The sequence below is a fragment of the Picosynechococcus sp. PCC 7003 genome (assembly GCF_001693255.1).
Classification (GTDB): Bacteria; Cyanobacteriota; Cyanobacteriia; order Cyanobacteriales; family MRBY01; genus MRBY01.
The window spans coordinates 1,993,672-2,009,585 of the sequence record NZ_CP016474.1 but is presented as its reverse complement, the minus strand read 5'-3'; the positions used below and the strand labels follow the sequence as shown (position 1 = coordinate 2,009,585).

Annotated in this window: 17 protein-coding genes, 1 tRNA gene and 1 other RNA gene; 10 read left to right on the top strand and 9 right to left on the bottom strand. The window is 50.7% G+C overall.

Annotated features, from left to right (window positions below; all coding sequences use genetic code 11):
• Window positions 1-80 precede the first annotated feature (80 nt).
• On the top strand, window positions 81-209 hold the full coding sequence (locus tag AWQ21_RS16635; protein ID WP_257784275.1) for a hypothetical protein: 129 nt from the start codon (window positions 81-83) through the stop codon (window positions 207-209).
• Between the two features lie 12 nt (window positions 210-221).
• Here AWQ21_RS16635 and AWQ21_RS09570 read toward each other — a convergent pair whose 3' ends face one another.
• Window positions 222-587: a hypothetical protein gene (locus AWQ21_RS09570; RefSeq protein ID WP_065714345.1), complete on the bottom strand. Its 366-nt coding sequence runs from the start codon at window positions 585-587 to the stop codon at window positions 222-224.
• A 247-nt stretch (window positions 588-834) separates the two neighbouring features.
• Here AWQ21_RS09570 and AWQ21_RS09565 point away from each other — a divergent pair, with 247 nt between their 5' ends.
• The 3 genes from AWQ21_RS09565 (at window position 835) to AWQ21_RS09555 (ending at window position 3,348) form a co-directional block, all read left to right on the top strand.
• A complete protein-coding gene (locus AWQ21_RS09565) occupies window positions 835-1,068 on the top strand; it encodes a DNA-binding transcriptional regulator (RefSeq protein WP_065714344.1) in 234 nt (77 codons plus the stop codon).
• Window positions 1,069-1,218: 150 nt separating this feature from the next.
• Window positions 1,219-2,622 carry a hypothetical protein gene (locus AWQ21_RS09560; protein WP_198159632.1) on the top strand — a complete coding sequence of 468 codons (1,404 nt, stop codon included), beginning with the start codon at window positions 1,219-1,221 and terminating at the stop codon, window positions 2,620-2,622.
• A 465-nt stretch (window positions 2,623-3,087) separates the two neighbouring features.
• Window positions 3,088-3,348, top strand: coding sequence for a hypothetical protein (locus AWQ21_RS09555; protein ID WP_065714342.1), 261 nt, complete (start codon window positions 3,088-3,090; stop codon window positions 3,346-3,348).
• 46 nt (window positions 3,349-3,394) lie between these two features.
• On the opposite strand, the gene AWQ21_RS09550 is transcribed toward AWQ21_RS09555, so the two are convergent.
• From AWQ21_RS09550 to AWQ21_RS09540, 3 genes are all read right to left on the bottom strand, one after another.
• Window positions 3,395-3,886, bottom strand: coding sequence for a hypothetical protein (locus AWQ21_RS09550; protein WP_065714341.1), 492 nt, complete (start codon window positions 3,884-3,886; stop codon window positions 3,395-3,397).
• On the bottom strand, window positions 3,883-4,965 hold the full coding sequence (locus tag AWQ21_RS09545; protein ID WP_065714340.1) for a hypothetical protein: 1,083 nt from the start codon (window positions 4,963-4,965) through the stop codon (window positions 3,883-3,885). Before AWQ21_RS09545 ends, AWQ21_RS09550 begins: the two co-directional genes overlap by 4 nt.
• Window positions 4,966-5,093: 128 nt before the next feature.
• Window positions 5,094-5,167: transfer RNA gene (locus tag AWQ21_RS09540), tRNA-Met, on the bottom strand.
• 129 nt (window positions 5,168-5,296) lie between these two features.
• Between AWQ21_RS09540 and AWQ21_RS09535 the strand changes: the two genes are divergently transcribed.
• Window positions 5,297-5,764, top strand: a complete 468-nt coding sequence (locus AWQ21_RS09535) for a YidH family protein (RefSeq protein WP_065714339.1) — start codon at window positions 5,297-5,299, stop codon at window positions 5,762-5,764.
• A 37-nt stretch (window positions 5,765-5,801) separates the two neighbouring features.
• An RNA gene (gene ffs, locus AWQ21_RS09530) (signal recognition particle sRNA small type) lies at window positions 5,802-5,898 on the top strand.
• Between the two features lie 18 nt (window positions 5,899-5,916).
• Here the strand turns inward: ffs and AWQ21_RS09525 are convergent.
• Both AWQ21_RS09525 and proB read right to left on the bottom strand, forming a co-directional pair.
• Complete coding sequence (locus tag AWQ21_RS09525) at window positions 5,917-6,507, bottom strand: PAP/fibrillin family protein (protein WP_065714338.1); 591 nt, start codon at window positions 6,505-6,507, stop codon at window positions 5,917-5,919.
• Window positions 6,508-6,565: 58 nt separating this feature from the next.
• Window positions 6,566-7,690, bottom strand: a complete 1,125-nt coding sequence (proB, locus tag AWQ21_RS09520; protein ID WP_065714337.1) for a glutamate 5-kinase — start codon at window positions 7,688-7,690, stop codon at window positions 6,566-6,568.
• A gap of 190 nt (window positions 7,691-7,880) precedes the next feature.
• Here proB and AWQ21_RS09515 point away from each other — a divergent pair, with 190 nt between their 5' ends.
• Both AWQ21_RS09515 and AWQ21_RS09510 read left to right on the top strand, forming a co-directional pair.
• The gene (locus AWQ21_RS09515) at window positions 7,881-8,837 is read left to right on the top strand and encodes a class I SAM-dependent methyltransferase (protein ID WP_065714336.1); all 957 of its coding nucleotides are present in this window, start codon (window positions 7,881-7,883) and stop codon (window positions 8,835-8,837) included.
• A gap of 22 nt (window positions 8,838-8,859) precedes the next feature.
• Window positions 8,860-10,563, top strand: coding sequence for an NAD+ synthase (locus AWQ21_RS09510; RefSeq protein ID WP_065714335.1), 1,704 nt, complete (start codon window positions 8,860-8,862; stop codon window positions 10,561-10,563).
• Window positions 10,564-10,578: 15 nt separating this feature from the next.
• On the opposite strand, the gene sfsA is transcribed toward AWQ21_RS09510, so the two are convergent.
• The 3 genes from sfsA to AWQ21_RS09495 form a co-directional block, all read right to left on the bottom strand.
• Entirely contained in the window at window positions 10,579-11,337 is a 759-nt protein-coding gene (sfsA, locus tag AWQ21_RS09505; RefSeq protein WP_065714334.1) for a DNA/RNA nuclease SfsA, read from the bottom strand.
• Between the two features lie 29 nt (window positions 11,338-11,366).
• On the bottom strand, window positions 11,367-11,945 hold the full coding sequence (locus AWQ21_RS09500) for a late competence development ComFB family protein (protein WP_065714333.1): 579 nt from the start codon (window positions 11,943-11,945) through the stop codon (window positions 11,367-11,369).
• Between the two features lie 133 nt (window positions 11,946-12,078).
• Window positions 12,079-12,762 carry a class I SAM-dependent methyltransferase gene (locus AWQ21_RS09495; RefSeq protein WP_065714332.1) on the bottom strand — a complete coding sequence of 228 codons (684 nt, stop codon included), beginning with the start codon at window positions 12,760-12,762 and terminating at the stop codon, window positions 12,079-12,081.
• A gap of 82 nt (window positions 12,763-12,844) precedes the next feature.
• On the opposite strand from AWQ21_RS09495, the gene AWQ21_RS09490 reads away from it, so the two are divergent.
• Window positions 12,845-15,055 carry a PP2C family serine/threonine-protein phosphatase gene (locus AWQ21_RS09490; RefSeq protein ID WP_065714331.1) on the top strand — a complete coding sequence of 737 codons (2,211 nt, stop codon included), beginning with the start codon at window positions 12,845-12,847 and terminating at the stop codon, window positions 15,053-15,055.
• Between the two features lie 143 nt (window positions 15,056-15,198).
• Window positions 15,199-15,909 carry a Crp/Fnr family transcriptional regulator gene (locus tag AWQ21_RS09485; protein WP_065715291.1) on the top strand — a complete coding sequence of 237 codons (711 nt, stop codon included), beginning with the start codon at window positions 15,199-15,201 and terminating at the stop codon, window positions 15,907-15,909.
• Window positions 15,910-15,914: the final 5 nt, after the last annotated feature.

Here is a 15,914-nt window from a genome sequence, read left to right as displayed (position 1 = left end):
AACTAGGGGGATAGCTTTTCTCTTTCTTTAGAACGGAATATCGTCGCGGCCAATAATCCCGAATCTTGGATCTTTGTATAGTGAGCAATGCCGCCAAGGGCTATTACCTGGGCCATTTGGGGCTAATCTCAGCCAGAAAGCTTTACGGCAAATTCCAAGCGGCCCATGTGGATCGGCGGCCATTAAATCAGCCCAATCAGACAGAATAAAAAAGAAATTTCTCATAGTTCAATCCCCGAATTGTTGTCCTTACAGCCCTTGCTTTTTAGGTAGGCATTAAGGGCGATCGCCACTCCGACCGCTTCAGAGATAGAGGAATATTCAGCCACTAAAAAACTCGATCCATCACTGGTAAGGAAATAGACCGAGTAACCGCTAGGAGTAAACTCCCCGTATTTTTGGATAGGCTGACTCTTTGGGAAAACCACCCCATCAGTCTGATGGGGGGCAATACGCTTGTGAAACGTCTTGGCGGCATGGATCGCTAATTCAATCTTTTGATCGAGGTTCCCGACAGATTGAGTCTTTGAGTCACGTTGCAGAAGTGCTAATAACACCTGCAACGCCTCAGAGCGTAAATTATTCATTTTTATTCTTGAGCGTTTGTATTACGCCATAGGTAGAGTCTCGGTAGCTGTTGGTTTTGGCTTGGCTCTAAATATGGAGTAAGTGAACTTTCTAGTGTGGATACAACCCGCTCACTGCTTGACCTTGGGACTCCTAGAATGGAGTGAAATACGTATATTTCAAGGAGGTAGGAAATGGATGGCCGTCCATTCCTACCCTTTTCATTGGTGATTAGGTTGCTACGGTTTCCGTAACATTTTTAGTATAATGATGGAAGTTCAGGAATGCAATAAATTAACTTTGAAGAAACTTAGGGAGCTATTGGGTCTTAGCCAAAGAGCCTTTGCTAAGGCTTTAAATGTTCGCTATGCAACAGTCTCCGATTGGGAGCGTGGGAAGAGCGAGCCTCACTTGTCTATTCCGCAAATCAAGGCCCTCGATATGATGCTGGAAAAAGTAGATTTAAAATTGAGAGACCTACCGGACGATCTTTCCCAGTAGGTCTAATCACGAGCGTTTGTTTGGTGAGGGCGATCAGGGGCGATCGCTTTTTTTATTGGGTTTATTGCGTAACGCTATTTTTCTATCCCTGTACACTAATCGCGCTAATCAGTGTACACTTATATATATAGCGTTTTATGGGATAGGCCTATGTCAGTACAAATTCACTTATTTAACCCGTTGCAATTGGATCTAGGGATTAAGGTTAGGCGATCGCCTAAGCGCGGGAATCCTAACTTTTCAAGTAAATGGCACGGGTTGGAAACGCGGCCCCTACGCTTACCAGTACAACTACATGGAAAGGCGATCGCCTATTGTCAGTCTTTACTAAATGGCCCTGATCCGGCCCCTAAAGCTGATCCGTCCCCACAAAATAGCGTTACGCAAAAAAAGCAGCTCACCTTGCGACAAATTAAGGATCTAGAAGAAGTAAGAGAAATTTATGGCGCTCAGGTAGCGGATCGCCTTATGGCCGATATGTTGGGCGATCCTGATCCGGCCCCTAAAGCTGATCCGGCCCCACAAAATAGCGTTACGCAAAATTTAGGTTTAGCAGAACTTGATCCACGCTCTATCCTTGCGGATCCTAAGCGTTTCCAATTTAAGCTAATCCACAATGCTAAAACCGGATCTAGCGGATCGCTTAAGGGCGTTAGCCAATGGAATCACGATTTATCCGGTTTATTGCTTGTGTGGCGGGATCCGCAAAATAATCAAGTGTATGTGGTCAATGGTCATAACAGATTAGATTTAGCGATCCGTTTAGGCGTGGATCGGATCGCCGTTAGGTTTATCAATGCAAGTGACCATGTTCAGGCAAGAATGATTGGGGCGATCGCCAATATCTCCGAGGGGAAAGGATCGCCCTTGGATGTTGCTACCCTGATCCGTGATTTATCCCTATCTAAAGATGACTTAGCAGACTTAGGGGTTAAGATCACCGACGCCCTAGCAGATAAAGGAATAGCGATCGCTAATTTAGAGTCTGCTTTTTTCAATATGGTTTTAGAGGGCCGTTTATCCGATAATGAGGCGATCGCTATGGGCCGTTTAGATAAATCGATGCAGTCTGCATTTTATGAGCTGATCCGCAAGGATAAGCGTAAACTTACCAATGAAGTGCTAGATCAGCTTGCCGATATCGTCAAATCGAGCGTATCGGCCCAATCGTTTGAGCTTAATCTTTTTGGGGAAAATAGCGTTACGCAAAATTTAGCTATCTATAAAGCTGAGATAGACGCCTACATTCTAAAACGCCTAAAACGCGACAAACGCCTATTCTCTTTTGTCAGTAAAACCGCCAACGCCAACGATTTACAACGCGGTAACAATGCGATTGATACCCTAACAAGTTCAAACATTGCCGATAAAGCTAGGGCCGCCATAGATATTTTTAATCAATTGAAAAATCAGTCTGGTAGTTTGTGCAAAAAATTAAATGATGCGGCGATCGCGTTACACAATGGCGATAATGGGACGCAAGTTAAACAAGATATCTATGATTGGGTATTGTCCGAACTTAATGCAGATAACTTATTAAGTCTTGCCATTTAGCGCGGTTTATCGGCCCTATTGTTGGGCCGATATCGCCATAGCCTAGGGAATATTCATGGCCCATTGTGGGGGCCGATATCGCCATAGGGGAAGTGATTATTCATGGGCCTATTCATGGGCCGATATCGCCATAGCCTAGGGAATATTCATGGCCCATTGTGGGGGCCGATATCGCCATAGGGGAAGTGATTATTCATGGGCCTATTCATGGGCCGATATCGCCATAGGGGAAGTGATTATTCATGGGCCTATTCATGGGCCGATATCGCCATAGGGGAAGTGATTATTCATGGGCCTATTCATGGGCCGATATCGCCATAGGGGAAGTGATTATTCATGGGCCTATTCATGGGCCGATATCGCCATAGGGGAAGTGATTATTCATGGGGGAAGGCAATCCCCGATTATCCTTGTACACTAATAAAGCCTAAAAGTGTACACTAATAATAGAGTTAAGGATTAACCATGAAAAAAGAAGAGTATTTGCAAGTCCTAAAAAATAAGCCAGTGGAGCAAATCCCCGAACGGTTTCGCCCCCGATGGAAACATACCCCCACAAAGGCGATCCGCGTCCCAGACGAGTTCGCGGATCAGCTTCTTGATATTGCCCGACGGCTTGACTCCCAAACCCTAAGCCCTGAAATGTTAGAGGAGGCGATCGCCGCAAAAATGGCCGAAACAAAAAAAGCAGTCATGGCCGAGGTTAAGCGATTAAACGCCCTCTAGCCATGACCATGTATCTCACACAAGGCGACCCAATCAGGGCCGCTTTTTATTTGCCATAGCGCCGTTGGTTATCTAGGCGCGTTTTCATGGTCTCGATCTGCTTCTGAATTTGGATTTTCTGATCCGTAAACCCATCTATCTGGGCCTGTTGCTCCTTAACTTTTAGCTCAAGCCGCTTGAAATAGTCGAGCTGGTCAAGAGAAAAGTACGCAATGGGGAGCCATATCCCCAGGAATACGATCCAGGCCATGTCATAGGATCCGGCCCCCATTAAGAACAACCAAGGGATCCCGGCAAAGAATGCGGCAAAATGACTGATCATGTAGTTCAAAAAAACGATCCGCCATTTTTTATAAAACTTCTTGTAAATCCAGACCTCTAAACCAAACGCAAGCAGCATTAAAAATAAGACTGCTAGCCATTCATCGCTATATCTAAGGCTGGCGCTGGTGACTCCATTAGCAATAAAAGCAAAGCCAACAGAACCAAGACAAAATACCCCGAATAGTTTCAGGGTTTTAAGCAAAGTATCAATCATGAGCTTTCTCCAGGGGCGCGGGGACGGTCGGGATTATCAGCGATTTGTTGCGTAAGTGTTAAAACTTCCTCCTTCTCGTACCAATGATGATAAGTCTTGAAGTGGACATCGAGGCTATGCCCCATTAATTTGGCGGCATCAATTGGTTTAATCCCAAACTGCTTAGACCGTCGAGCGTAACAATGGCGCAAAACGTAGGGCGTAAAGGCGACAGAATAACGGGAAAATTGCCGCGTTACCCTTGCTCCCAACGCTGAATAGTCCTTACTCCCCGACCATGGCGGCGCGGTTCCCTCCAACAAACCCCACAGCTCTACCCATTCGGGATACAGGGGCGAAACATGGCGCGGCCCGGTTTTCCCTTCCCGCAGGTACAGCAATGGTGGATCGCTCAAATCCGCAAAAAATACCTCATGGGGTCGCAAACCATAGGCCGCCATCAAGCCATAGGCCCAACGCCAGGACGGGTTAGGGATTTTTCTAAATCCATTGGCGATCGCCTTGTCACTGGGCAATGTGCGCGGCGTAAGAAATTTATGGCAATATCGTCCCCGATATCCGTCCAGGTCTACCGCAATCCCCGCAAATTCCGCCAACTTCCCCAAGGCAAGACAGGCCCGCAATCTTTGCCGGCTGTCTGGTTTTAGCCCCTTCACCACATCAAGGATCGCCGTTCTGGTGAGCTTGCGCCTCTGGGGGAGTTTATTAAAAATTTGCTGATAGCTGCTGCGGTAGGTCGTTCGAGCTTGGGGCGTATCGGCCCGCTTTGCGAAATAATCTTGCTCAAACGCGGCGATCCATTCCGAACAAATCTGTATGTCATTTTTGCCATACGCGGCCCAGTCAAATTCCCCACAAGCAATCAGGCCACCTAGTTTAATCGCCTCGGCCTTAGCCCGCTGCAAACCTTCCTCATTGGCATAAACCCCAAGGGCAATCCGTTGCCGATGGGGAGCTGTCCGACCCATCCCAGGTTTAGGGGGAAGTGTGGCCCGCAGATAGACCCGTTTCCCTCGAATTTCTACAGACACACCAATTCTTAGGGCGTCTAAATCCCGGTTTATCGCTTCAATATTCATGGCTTTTCTGGCCCATATTTGACCCAAGCCTTACGAGGGGATAGGCATCCCAGGCCACCATGAAAAAGTAAGCAAAAATCTCCTACGCTACCGATAGCGCAATGAAAATTTGGCCTACACTGTAAATATGGCTCGAGGCAGATTTGAACTGCCGACCTTGGGCTTATGAGTCCCCTGCTCTAACCAACTGAGCTACCGAGCCAAAACCGTAAACAATAATAACTAGCATAATTGCGATTGTCAAGATTTTTTCTGAAAATAACTACAGAAAGTCGAATTACGATGGAATCTGACCAATCCCCCTACAATACGGGAAACTGCTGAAATCGCTATGCCCCAACCCCCAAAAATTGATCGACAACGGGAACACCAGGCCAACGAACGCACTTTTCTGGCTTGGTTGCGTACCTCGATCGCCTTGATTGGCTTTGGCTTTGCGATCGCCCGTTTTGGTTTTTTTGTGCGTCAAATTGAAGAAACCCTCGTTCCCCAAGGTAATTTGCCCTTTCCAAACCTTGCCTCCTCCGAAACATTGGGTCGGGCCTTTGCGATCGCCGGTATTGTGATCATTGCCTTAGCTTTGTGGAACTATCACCAACATTTTCGACAAATTGAGCAGGGAAATTATCAACCCAATCGCTGGATGATCACGACGACAGCGCTGGTGGCGATGGTTTTGGGGGGTCTGAGTTTAATTTTGATGATTGGCAGTAAACCCGATCCTGCGAGGGAAGATTTTTCTCGCTCCCAGACCCTTCCTAGAGCCTCGAATCTGTCTAAGCGTCACACTAGGTACTAATTCCCAAGGGGAAGACTTCTGTGTTATATTTCTAAACGACTCGGATCTATGCGATCTCGACGCCCAAACCTTGTCAGGACCGGAAGGTAGCAGCAATACGGGATGCTCGTGGTAGGCGTAGGCTCCGGGTCTTTTGGTTTTTTGGGGCGTCATCAGTACTTTTCACGACTCAGGACAAACACGCTGCCCTCATTGCCCCGGCCGATGCGTAGGTCTTCATCGAGATAGGTAATATCAAGCCAACCATTGTTATTTTTGCTGTTAATCCCCACATCAACGGGAAAAAATTTTTTTCCGGCCAGCATTTGCTCAACCAGTCCTTTGGGAAAACGGTAGTTCATGAGACGCTGGGAGCCAATCACATAGCGATTAAAGAAAACATTTACCCGCTGATCAGAGACGGGGGTGAAAGAGGCTTCCACAAGCACTAAGCCTTCAAGGAAAGGAATCCCCTCCAGTTCGGCGATATTGTAGATTTTTTGCTGGAGTGGCCGCACACATTGGTAAACCTGCCCGAGCTGTACGAGGGGAAAGCGATTGATCCCCAGAATGCCTCTACTGGTGGTATAAATCAGTCGCCAATCCCCTTCGAGTAACGTTGTCGCTTCTAGGGGCTTGGGGGTTGGATTTTGGTCTTCGAGGCGATCGACGATGGTGAGAATATTGGCGCGGTCTACTTCAGTGGCGATCAGACCACGATTTTTTCCGGCGATGGTTTCGAGGAGGTTCGTTTTTAGATTCATGGAAAGGTGAACAGTGGTCAGCGCAGGTCTAAGGGAATTTAGGCCATAGATTATTTTCTCATATCCCTTCAGCGGCGATCAGCAGTGCTAAGTTATCCCGGTGGATTACGGTATCGGCCCCGCCATAGCCGAGAATTTGCCGAATTTGGGTCGAATGTTGCCCTTGAATTTTTTCAATATCTTGGTGGCTGTAGTTCACTAATCCCCTGGCGATCGCCTGACCTGTTTGGGTTCTCAATTCTACGGGGTCATTAATGGTAAATTCGCCTTCAACGGCAACGATGCCCGCCGCCAGAAGAGATCTGCCATTTTTCAGGAGGGCCTGGGTTGCCCCATCATCAAGGGTCAAAATTCCCTGGGGGACGAGGCCGTAGGCAATCCAACGTTTACGGGCATTATCGGCCTGGGGTTGGGCTTCAAAATGGGTGCCGATATCTTCCCCGGCAACAATTTTCAGGAGGTTTTGGGGGGTTTTGCCCTGGGTAATCACAGTGCGGACGCCAGCGCTGGTGGCAATGCGGGCGGCGGTGAGTTTCGTTTGCATTCCCCCTGTCCCCCACTGGGAGCCGCTCGATCCGGCATCGACCTGGAGGTTAAACAATTCGCTAGAGCTAACCAGGGGAATGGGCCGCGCATCGGGGTTTTGTCTGGGGTCGGCGGAATAGAGGCGATCGACATCGGTGAGGAGCACCAACCAGTCGGCATTCACCAAGCTGGCCACCAGGGCAGAGAGGGTATCGTTATCGCCAAATTTCAGTTCGTCGACGGCAACGGTGTCGTTTTCGTTCACAATCGGGATCACGCCGAGATCTAGCATCGCGTTGAGGGCTTCTTGGACGGTCAGGTAGGAGGTGCGATCCACTAAGTCCCGACGGGTGAGCAATACCTGGGCGATCGCCTGTTGCAGACTGGTAAAGAGATCATCATAAAGTCGGATTAAACGACCCTGACCCACGGCGGCGATCGCCTGTTTTTCGGCAATTTTTTTTGGTCGTTCGGAGCGTTTCAACACACCACAGCCTACACCTACGGCCCCAGAGGAGACGAGGATTACCCGGTGGCCCTTTTGTTTGAGGCGAGTCAAGGTTTCCACAAGGGTACCAATGGTTGCCAAAGCCAACATGCCTGTATTGGGATCCGTGAGGCTAGAGGTGCCAATTTTAACGACGATGGTTTGGGGCATAGAAGACTTTATGGCTAGGTGAATTTTTCTATTATTCCAGCAAAAATTCCTTTGGGTCGAAAATCCTGGCTTATGCCTCCAGCATTCTTCCAGCCTTCCGTTAGGGAAAACAAAGGGTTTCAGTAATGGCGGTAAAATAGACCCAGTTTCTGTGTTTTATATCCGCTGGCAAAAGCGCCCACCGTTATCCATGACCGACACTGCGATCGCCAAAGAAAAACCCGATTGGGCTGGGGAAGACTGGTTATCCCGCCTCGTCAACCGTCTGATCCAAACAAAGCCCCTCTACGCCCTGATGAAACAACAGGCCCGGCGCGTTTTGATTAAAACCGCCGAAAAAAATGGTGTGCCCTGGCGACAGACCGTGAAGGAATTAGAGCAATCCCCTGCCAAACAATATTTCCAAGACATCGCCGATCCTCACCTGGATTACCCCGACTATTACCAAGTCCCCTTCCACGCCTATAACGAAGGAAATTTGTGTTGGCAAGCAGCCTTTGAAGCGGCCCCAGCGACGGCAGCCATGGCTCTGCGGGTCTGGAAAACGGAACCCCTCACCCCAGAAATGGCCCAGGCTCGACTCCGCAATAGCTTTTTGGATGTCCTCGAACAACATTTACCCCAGGAAGTGAATGAGGCTCTGGATATCGGCTGTTCCGTGGGCATTTCAACCTTTGCGCTCCTAGACCGACTCCAGTCCAAAAATCCAACAGTTAAGGTGACGGGCCTCGATCTTTCGCCCCACATGCTAGCGGTGGCTAAGGTTCAGGATAAACATCAAGCGGTGCAATGGTGCCATGGTAAGGCAGAAACGACGGGGTTTACGGATGATCGATTTGATCTGATTACCCTGCAATTCGTCCTCCATGAACTGCCCAACCAGGCCACCCGCGAAATTTTCCAGGAATGCCGACGTATTTTGCGGCCCGGTGGTTGTCTGGCAATTGTGGATAACAATCCGAAATCTCCAGTGATTCAGGGTTTGCCGCCAGCCTTATTTGTGTTGATGAAGAGCACAGAGCCTTGGAGCGACGAATACTACACTTTTGATGTAGAATCAACACTAAAAGAAGTCGGTTTTGATTACCGCACCACCGTCGCCAGTGATCCGCGCCACCGCACGATCATTGCCCACAAGCCCCTTTAATTGTTTGCCAAATGTTTGCCGAATGAAAATTGCGATCGCCCAACTGAACCCCACCATCGGGGACTTGACTGGTAATGCCGAGCGGATCCTGGTCGCAGCAGAACAAGCGGCGATCGCCAATGTCCGGTTACTGCTCACGCCGGAACTGTCCCTCTGTGGGTATCCGCCCCGGGATCTCTTGCTCCATGCGGATTTTATTGACCGGATGCAGGCCCAACTCGCGGCCCTAGCAGCAAAAATTCCGCCGACCCTCGCTGTTTTAGTCGGTTTAGCGACCCCCAATCCAGAGGCGATCGCCAAGGGGGAAAAAGCCCTCCACAACAGCATCGCCCTCATTGACCAAGGGAAAGTCCAGCACATTTTCCATAAGCAACTGTTGCCCACCTACGATGTGTTCGACGAAGACCGTTATTTCGAACCGGGCAAGCAGTCCAACTGGTTTTTCCTCCACCCCAGCCCAACGGTGGCTCCCCTAAAAATTGGCGTCACCATCTGCGAAGACCTCTGGAACGACCAAGCCTTTTGGGGCAAGCGCCAGTACGAAATTAATCCCCTTGAACAATTGGCCGAGGCCGGGGTCGATTTGATCGTCAATTTGTCGGCTTCTCCCTACACCGTCGGCAAACAACGCCTGCGGGAAGGGATGCTGCACCACGGGGCCCAACGGTATCGAACGCCCATTCTCTACGCGAATCAGGTGGGGGGAAACGATGATTTGATTTTTGATGGCGGGAGTGTTGCCTTTGACCGGGAGGGACAATTGCTGGGGCGATCGCCAAGCTTTCAGGAGTCCCTATTGGCAGTAGAATTTAGCCCAGACCAACAAACTTTATCGCTGCCCCAGGGTCTACCCGCTGCTTTTCAGCAAACCGTTAGCCCTGAATACGATGCCGATGAGGCGGAAATTTTTGCGGCCCTAGTATTGGGTCTCCGGGACTACGTCCGTAAATGTGGCTTCTCGAAAATTGTCCTGGGTTTAAGTGGTGGTATCGATTCAGCCTTGGTGGCGGCGATCGCCGTTGCAGCGGTGGGGGCAGAAAATGTGTTGGGGGTGCTGATGCCTTCTCCCTACAGTTCCGAACATTCCCTCAGCGATGCGATCACCCTCGTAAAAAATCTCCAGATTCGCCACGAAATTATTCCCATTGAGCCGGCCATGACTGCCTTTGAGACGATGCTCGGTGATTTATTTGCAGGCACAGAATTTGGGGTGGCCGAAGAAAATCTCCAGTCCCGTATCCGGGGTAATCTGCTGATGGCGATCGCCAACAAGTTTGGTTATCTACTGGTGTCAACGGGTAACAAATCCGAAATGGCAGTGGGTTATTGCACCCTCTATGGCGATATGAATGGTGGCCTGGCGGTGATCGCCGACGTGCCGAAAATGCGTGTGTTTAGCCTTTGTCAATGGTTAAACCGCGACCAAGAAATGATTCCCCCGGCGATTATCACCAAACCCCCCAGTGCGGAACTGCGCCCCGACCAATTCGATCAAGATTCCTTGCCCCCCTATCCGGTGTTAGATGAGATCCTCAAACGGGTGATCCACCGCAATCAATCAGCTCCAGAACTCCACGCCGCCGGTTATGACAACGATACCGTGGCCCAAGTCTTTAAGCTCCTTCATCGCGCTGAATTTAAGCGTCGTCAGGCTGCCCCAGGATTAAAAATCACCGATCGAGCCTTTGGCACCGGCTGGCGGATGCCCATTGCCTGCCGCTGGTAAATTAGGGTCGAAACATTAACAAGCTTCAGAAACTTCCGCCGCTTCCCAGGAGGCCAAGCCCAAGTAACGAATACCCTCTGGACTGACGGCAAAGCGACAGGGAAGAATTTGGATGCCGGCGGCGATCGCCTGACGGAACAATTCCCCATACTTCGGGTCTTTACTATCCCCAGGGGCAAACCGGGTGCAATCGCCCCGATTGATGAAATAGAGCATCACGGCTTTTGCTCCAGGCACAATGTCGATGAGTTCTTGGAGATGCTTTTGCCCCCTGGTGGTTTCGGTATCAGGAAAAAGCGCCAGGTCGCCTTTAGTCCAGGTGGTATTTTTAACTTCCACATAAAGGGGCGATCGCCCTTCCCCCGTCAGGAGAAAATCAATGCGACTTTTATTTGCGGTGCCGTAGCGCACCTCTGGACGCACCGTGTCATAGTGGTCAGCTAATTCGGGAATTTGCTTCGCCAAAAGCATCGCTTTGATTACCCGGTTGGGTAACGCGGTGTTGACCCCGACCCAAGTTGGTTCTGGGGTGTGTAGCTGGATCATCTCCCAGGTGTAGGCCAGTTTTCGCTTCGGATTATCGCTTTTTGAGAGCATCACCGGCGCTCCCAATTCACAAACCCCCGTCATTGGCCCCGTATTTGGGCAATGGGCCGTCACGATTTCCCCGGAGGCTAATTCAATATCGGCCAAGAAACGTTTGTAGCGTTTCCGCAGGGTGCCAGGGATCAATTCAGGATAACGATAAACAAAAGGTGATGCAGGGACAGTCATAGCAGCAGAAATCAAAATGGCGATCGCCCTTAAAATTTGTAGCGGGGATCTTGCCAATCAAAGACAGGGGGCATATAGGTTTGATATTCCCATTCTGTAATCACCTCTTCAATGCGGCGGTGCACAATGCCCTGGGTGGCTGCTTTTTTGAGGGCTTTAGCGACAATGATTTTTAGGGTATCCCAATCCATATCCGGGGCATCTGATTCGATGAGATAGGAGTCCCGCAGGAGCTTTTCGAGGTCGCGCAGGCAGGTTTCGGCGATTTCATACTGGGCATATTGGGCCGGTGCGAGGGGCGTTGAGGAGCGCAAAGGATCCCGTTGGACAGCGGCGATCGCCTGGCGAACAGCAATACTAATTTGTTGCTTTAGATCAAGGATGCCTTTTTCTTCTTGGCGCTCTTTACCCCGTTCGCTGGAGGCATAGAGGGGAGGCACCCGGTTCAAAGCATAGGTTGCCACCTCCACCACATCAATATAATCTGCTAATTTTTGTGGCAGGCGCTTGAGTTGTCGGTGGATTTCCTTGTGCACCAGGTTTTCCATAATATTTTGGTAAGCACGGCGATTACCCTTTCCTGGTGAGGGCACAGATGGCTGATTCATAGCAATGGCCCCTGTAGAGCAACGGGGAATTTTTTAGCAAAGACTGCAGATTTTGGCGAAAACAAGGGCGAAAAACACTTTTTCTTTAAGGTACCCACTTAATACTATAGTTTGCCTTCCCTGCAGACCCAGATTAAGTTAACAATTGTTGCGACTCCTCTACGCCACCTCCGAGGGACTGCCGTCGGGCATACACCGCATAAAACGGATCCCGGTGGCCTAGACCCAACATCTGTAACAGCAGGGGCTGGTCGCTCCGTTGTGTTACCACGGTGGGTTTGTCAAAGCCTGGGGTCTGCTGGAAGTAATGCTGCACAAGCTGGAGATGATCAGTGTCGGTACTGTCCCGCCAAGCGGCGATCGCCTTTTGGTAAAACATCCGATTCGAAAAACTAACAATACAAATCCCCCCTGGGGTCAGTACCCGCTGAATTTCTGCAAACACCGCCTCCGGATATTGGAGATATTGCACTGAGACCGCCACCAAAACGGCTTCAAAGCTTTGGTCTGCCAATGGCAATTTGGGATCTGTGTTGAGGTTTTGGACAAAATAGCGATCCAGACGACGGTTTTTCGCCAGTTCCGCCGCGTTCATTCCGTGGCCAACCACTTCCCGAAACGCGAAATCGGGCAAATGGGAGACCCAACTGCTCATTAAATCTAGAACCCGGTCGTTGGGCTGCAGTAAGGTGCCATAGAGTTGGGTTAACTGGTCAATAAAGCCATCATCGACGTGGGTCACAAACCGGGGGTAATCATAAAAAAGCTGATCATCGCTAGAATCGAGCTTCTGCCGTTGGCTAGGGGAAAGAATCATAGAAAATGCAGGGCAAAGAATACGTTAAATTAGTGATCATGCGGGGAACCCCCCAGTCAATCTGCCCCTCAGGCACAGATGTATGGATATTTCTAAGGTAACGATTTCTTGTGGGAAAAACGACTGCCCAGGGGTAGCTTCGTTGGCCCAATCCCATTGTCCCCTCTGCCAAGCGCCGGTGATCAAGCGCTATCTTCGGGTTGTGGGAGCACCCCAGTTGAACCTGACGCCCCAAACTCTCGTGGGGGAAGGCGATCGCTATTGGGTGACAGAAACCCCAGATATTCTCTTAGATACGAAGCCCGCATTGCCTCCGGTACTGACCGAAACCCTCCCCCCAGCCATCGAAAGTTATTTGCGGCTCTCGCCCCATCTGCTCCATATTCCCAAGGTATTTGGCCTGTTGACGCCCCAGGAAGGGTGGCTACTGGAATATCCGTCGGTGGCCCTTGATGAAACAGGTTATCCGCGTTGGCCAAATTTATTTATGCCCCTCACGGAGGCCTGGCAGACCGCAACTCCCCTGCAACAACTCAACTGGCTCATGCAAATCGCGGCGCTGTTACCGGATTTTGTAGACCATGGAGTGGTTCCGAGCGTTTACTATCTGGCGGATTGGGCTGTCCATGGGGGCATTATTCAGGTGCAAAAACTGCGCTTTGAACCCAGCCAGCCTTTAAATTTGGTGCGCCTGGGGAATTTGTGGGCCGAGTTACTCGAAACCGTGGCCCCTGTGATTCAACCTTTTTGTCATCGTCTCCAGCAGGGGTTGAGCCAAGGCCAGATCCAAGATCCCCAGCAGCTTTATGGGATTTTGCGCCAGGGGGTGTTGGAATTGGGGCGATCGCCCCTGGAATATCATTACCGCCTCTATACCCAAACCGATGCTGGCCCCAGCCGTGATCACAATGAGGATGCTTGTTTTCCGCCCCCCGGCAAAGTTTATCCCGATGCGCCTCTGGCGATTGTTTGTGATGGCATTGGTGGCCATGAACAGGGGGAAGTGGCCTCGGCGATCGCCATTGAGCAACTGCAAACCCAACTGGCAAACCTCACGGATTACCCACCGGATCAGACCGCCCAAATCCAAGAAAAATTAGCTGCTGCCGTGCTCCAGGCCAACGATGTGATTTGCGATCGCAACGACCAAGAAAATCGCCAAGACCGAAACCGCATGGGCACCACCGTTGTTATGGCCTGGGTTAATGCCCCCGAACTCTACCTGACCCACGTGGGGGACTCCCGCATTTATCGCATCACTACCACCAGTTGCCACCAGCTCACCTACGATGATGATCTCGGCTCCCGGGAAGTGCGCCTCGGCTATGCCCTCTACAAAGACGCCCTGGCCTACCCCGGATCTGGGGCTTTGGTGCAAGCTTTGGGGATGAACCCGTCCCACTCCCTCCACCCCACCGTAACCTCCCTGGTGCTGGATCAAGATGCGATCTATCTCCTGTGTTCCGATGGCCTCAGTGATGATGGCCAGGTAGAAGGCCATTGGGCCGCAGAAATTGCCCCCCTCATCCAAGGTGAAAAAGATCTGACCCAAGTGGGCGATCGCCTCATTGAAATTGCCAATACCAAAAATGGCCACGACAACAGCACTATCGCACTGCTCCAGGTCAAGGTGCAAGGAGAAGTTCCCGAAACCCCCATCCCCTACCCAAAACTCACCCAACTACAACCGACCTTTGTCCAACCCAAGGCCCATCCCCCTGCAGCAACCCAAATGTCTCGGCTCCGGGGGCGCAAAACGACAATGTCCCCCAATCGTCTATTACTGATCTTGGCAGGAGGTCTGTGTTTGCTGGGGGTCGGCAGTTTACTGTGGCAGCGTTGGCAGCGAGAACCCTTAGGTAGTTCCCCGACGACGAGGCCACCAACGATTAACCCTGTCCCGATTACGGATGTCACCGAAGATCCACCGACGGTAACAGTGCCCGCAGGAGAACCAGAAGAAACAACCCTACCCCTCAGCAAAAACCAAATTTTTCAGCTCCAGGGAAATCGCTCCCTCACGGCCTACGCCACACCAGAGGCGATCGCCACCACCACCGCTGATCCATTGTTAATTTTGGGCGGCAGTATTCTACGGGTCGAACAAATTAATGGGGACAATCAAGTCATGCTCAAACTCTGTCAAAAAGGCGATCAAAGCACTCCTCCCAGCCGTAAACTCCTGACCGAGGGAAATAATGCTTGGGTAGCCCTCGCTGACCTAGAAGGGCAATTGACCCCTGATTTTACGGTGCCCCCCGTGAACCCCTGCGTGTCATCTGCTTTGGAGTAAAATTTTGGGGAGCGATTAATCTCCCGGAGGCATTGCATAATGGAGGAAGATTGAAGCCTCGTGTGGCCCTGCTGACCCTGCCGTTTGATAGGTTTATTCTTAATACCAGCAGTCAGCATTTCCTGCCCTTTGCCCCCAGAATTATGGCCGAATCCCCCACAAATCTAGTGAGTGATGACACAGCCCGCGCCTTCCTCAAAGCGTTGCCTTTTTTCCAGGGGCTACCGGAGTCCAGTCTCCAAAAGGCGATCGCCCATCTGGTGACACGGCCCTTTCCAGCCAACCAAATTATCCTTCTAGAAAAAGACTGGGGCGGTTCTGTCTACTTTATCCAAACAGGCTGGGTTAAAATTCGCACCTACAATCTCGATGGCAAGGAAATCACCCTCAATATCCTCGGCGCTGGAGAATTATTTGGCGAAATGGCGGCCCTCGAAGAAGCCACCCGTTCCACCGATGTGATCACCCTGACCGCCACCACCATTAGCAGTATTCCCGCCGCTGACTTTGTCGAATTGGTGCACACAGAGCCCCTAGTGGGGGTTCGCCTCGCCCAACTGATGGCCAAACGCCTCCGCCAAGTGAACCGTCGCCTCCAGGTGCGCGAAACCAATAGTCTGGCGCGGGTCGCTGATATTCTGGTCTTCCTCGCCGAAAGTCAAGGGCAATCCACGGATCAAGGGGAGATCCAGATTCCGAGTCTGCCCCATCGGGAACTGAGTAGTTTAAGTGGCTTAGCGCGGGAGACAGTAACGCGGGTTTTGACTAAGTTAGAAAAGAAAGGTTTAATTAGGCGCACCCCGGATGCTGTGTTTATCCCGAATCTGCGTGCCCTCGACGACATCATCCATTAGGCGAT

Coding starts and splice junctions, on each gene's coding strand:
- AWQ21_RS09495 (WP_065714332.1), bottom strand. CDS start 12,762: ATGATTCTTTCCCCTAGCCAACGGCAGAAGCTCGATTCTAGCGATGAT.
- AWQ21_RS09510 (WP_065714335.1), top strand. CDS start 8,860: ATGAAAATTGCGATCGCCCAACTGAACCCCACCATCGGGGACTTGACT.
- AWQ21_RS09490 (WP_065714331.1), top strand. CDS start 12,845: ATGGATATTTCTAAGGTAACGATTTCTTGTGGGAAAAACGACTGCCCA.
- sfsA (WP_065714334.1), bottom strand. CDS start 11,337: ATGACTGTCCCTGCATCACCTTTTGTTTATCGTTATCCTGAATTGATC.
- AWQ21_RS09515 (WP_065714336.1), top strand. CDS start 7,881: ATGACCGACACTGCGATCGCCAAAGAAAAACCCGATTGGGCTGGGGAA.
- AWQ21_RS09545 (WP_065714340.1), bottom strand. CDS start 4,965: ATGAATATTGAAGCGATAAACCGGGATTTAGACGCCCTAAGAATTGGT.
- AWQ21_RS09555 (WP_065714342.1), top strand. CDS start 3,088: ATGAAAAAAGAAGAGTATTTGCAAGTCCTAAAAAATAAGCCAGTGGAG.
- proB (WP_065714337.1), bottom strand. CDS start 7,690: ATGCCCCAAACCATCGTCGTTAAAATTGGCACCTCTAGCCTCACGGAT.
- AWQ21_RS09500 (WP_065714333.1), bottom strand. CDS start 11,945: ATGAATCAGCCATCTGTGCCCTCACCAGGAAAGGGTAATCGCCGTGCT.
- AWQ21_RS09535 (WP_065714339.1), top strand. CDS start 5,297: ATGCCCCAACCCCCAAAAATTGATCGACAACGGGAACACCAGGCCAAC.
- AWQ21_RS09565 (WP_065714344.1), top strand. CDS start 835: ATGATGGAAGTTCAGGAATGCAATAAATTAACTTTGAAGAAACTTAGG.
- AWQ21_RS09485 (WP_065715291.1), top strand. CDS start 15,199: ATGGCCGAATCCCCCACAAATCTAGTGAGTGATGACACAGCCCGCGCC.
- AWQ21_RS09525 (WP_065714338.1), bottom strand. CDS start 6,507: ATGAATCTAAAAACGAACCTCCTCGAAACCATCGCCGGAAAAAATCGT.
- AWQ21_RS09560 (WP_198159632.1), top strand. CDS start 1,219: ATGTCAGTACAAATTCACTTATTTAACCCGTTGCAATTGGATCTAGGG.
- AWQ21_RS09550 (WP_065714341.1), bottom strand. CDS start 3,886: ATGATTGATACTTTGCTTAAAACCCTGAAACTATTCGGGGTATTTTGT.
- AWQ21_RS09570 (WP_065714345.1), bottom strand. CDS start 587: ATGAATAATTTACGCTCTGAGGCGTTGCAGGTGTTATTAGCACTTCTG.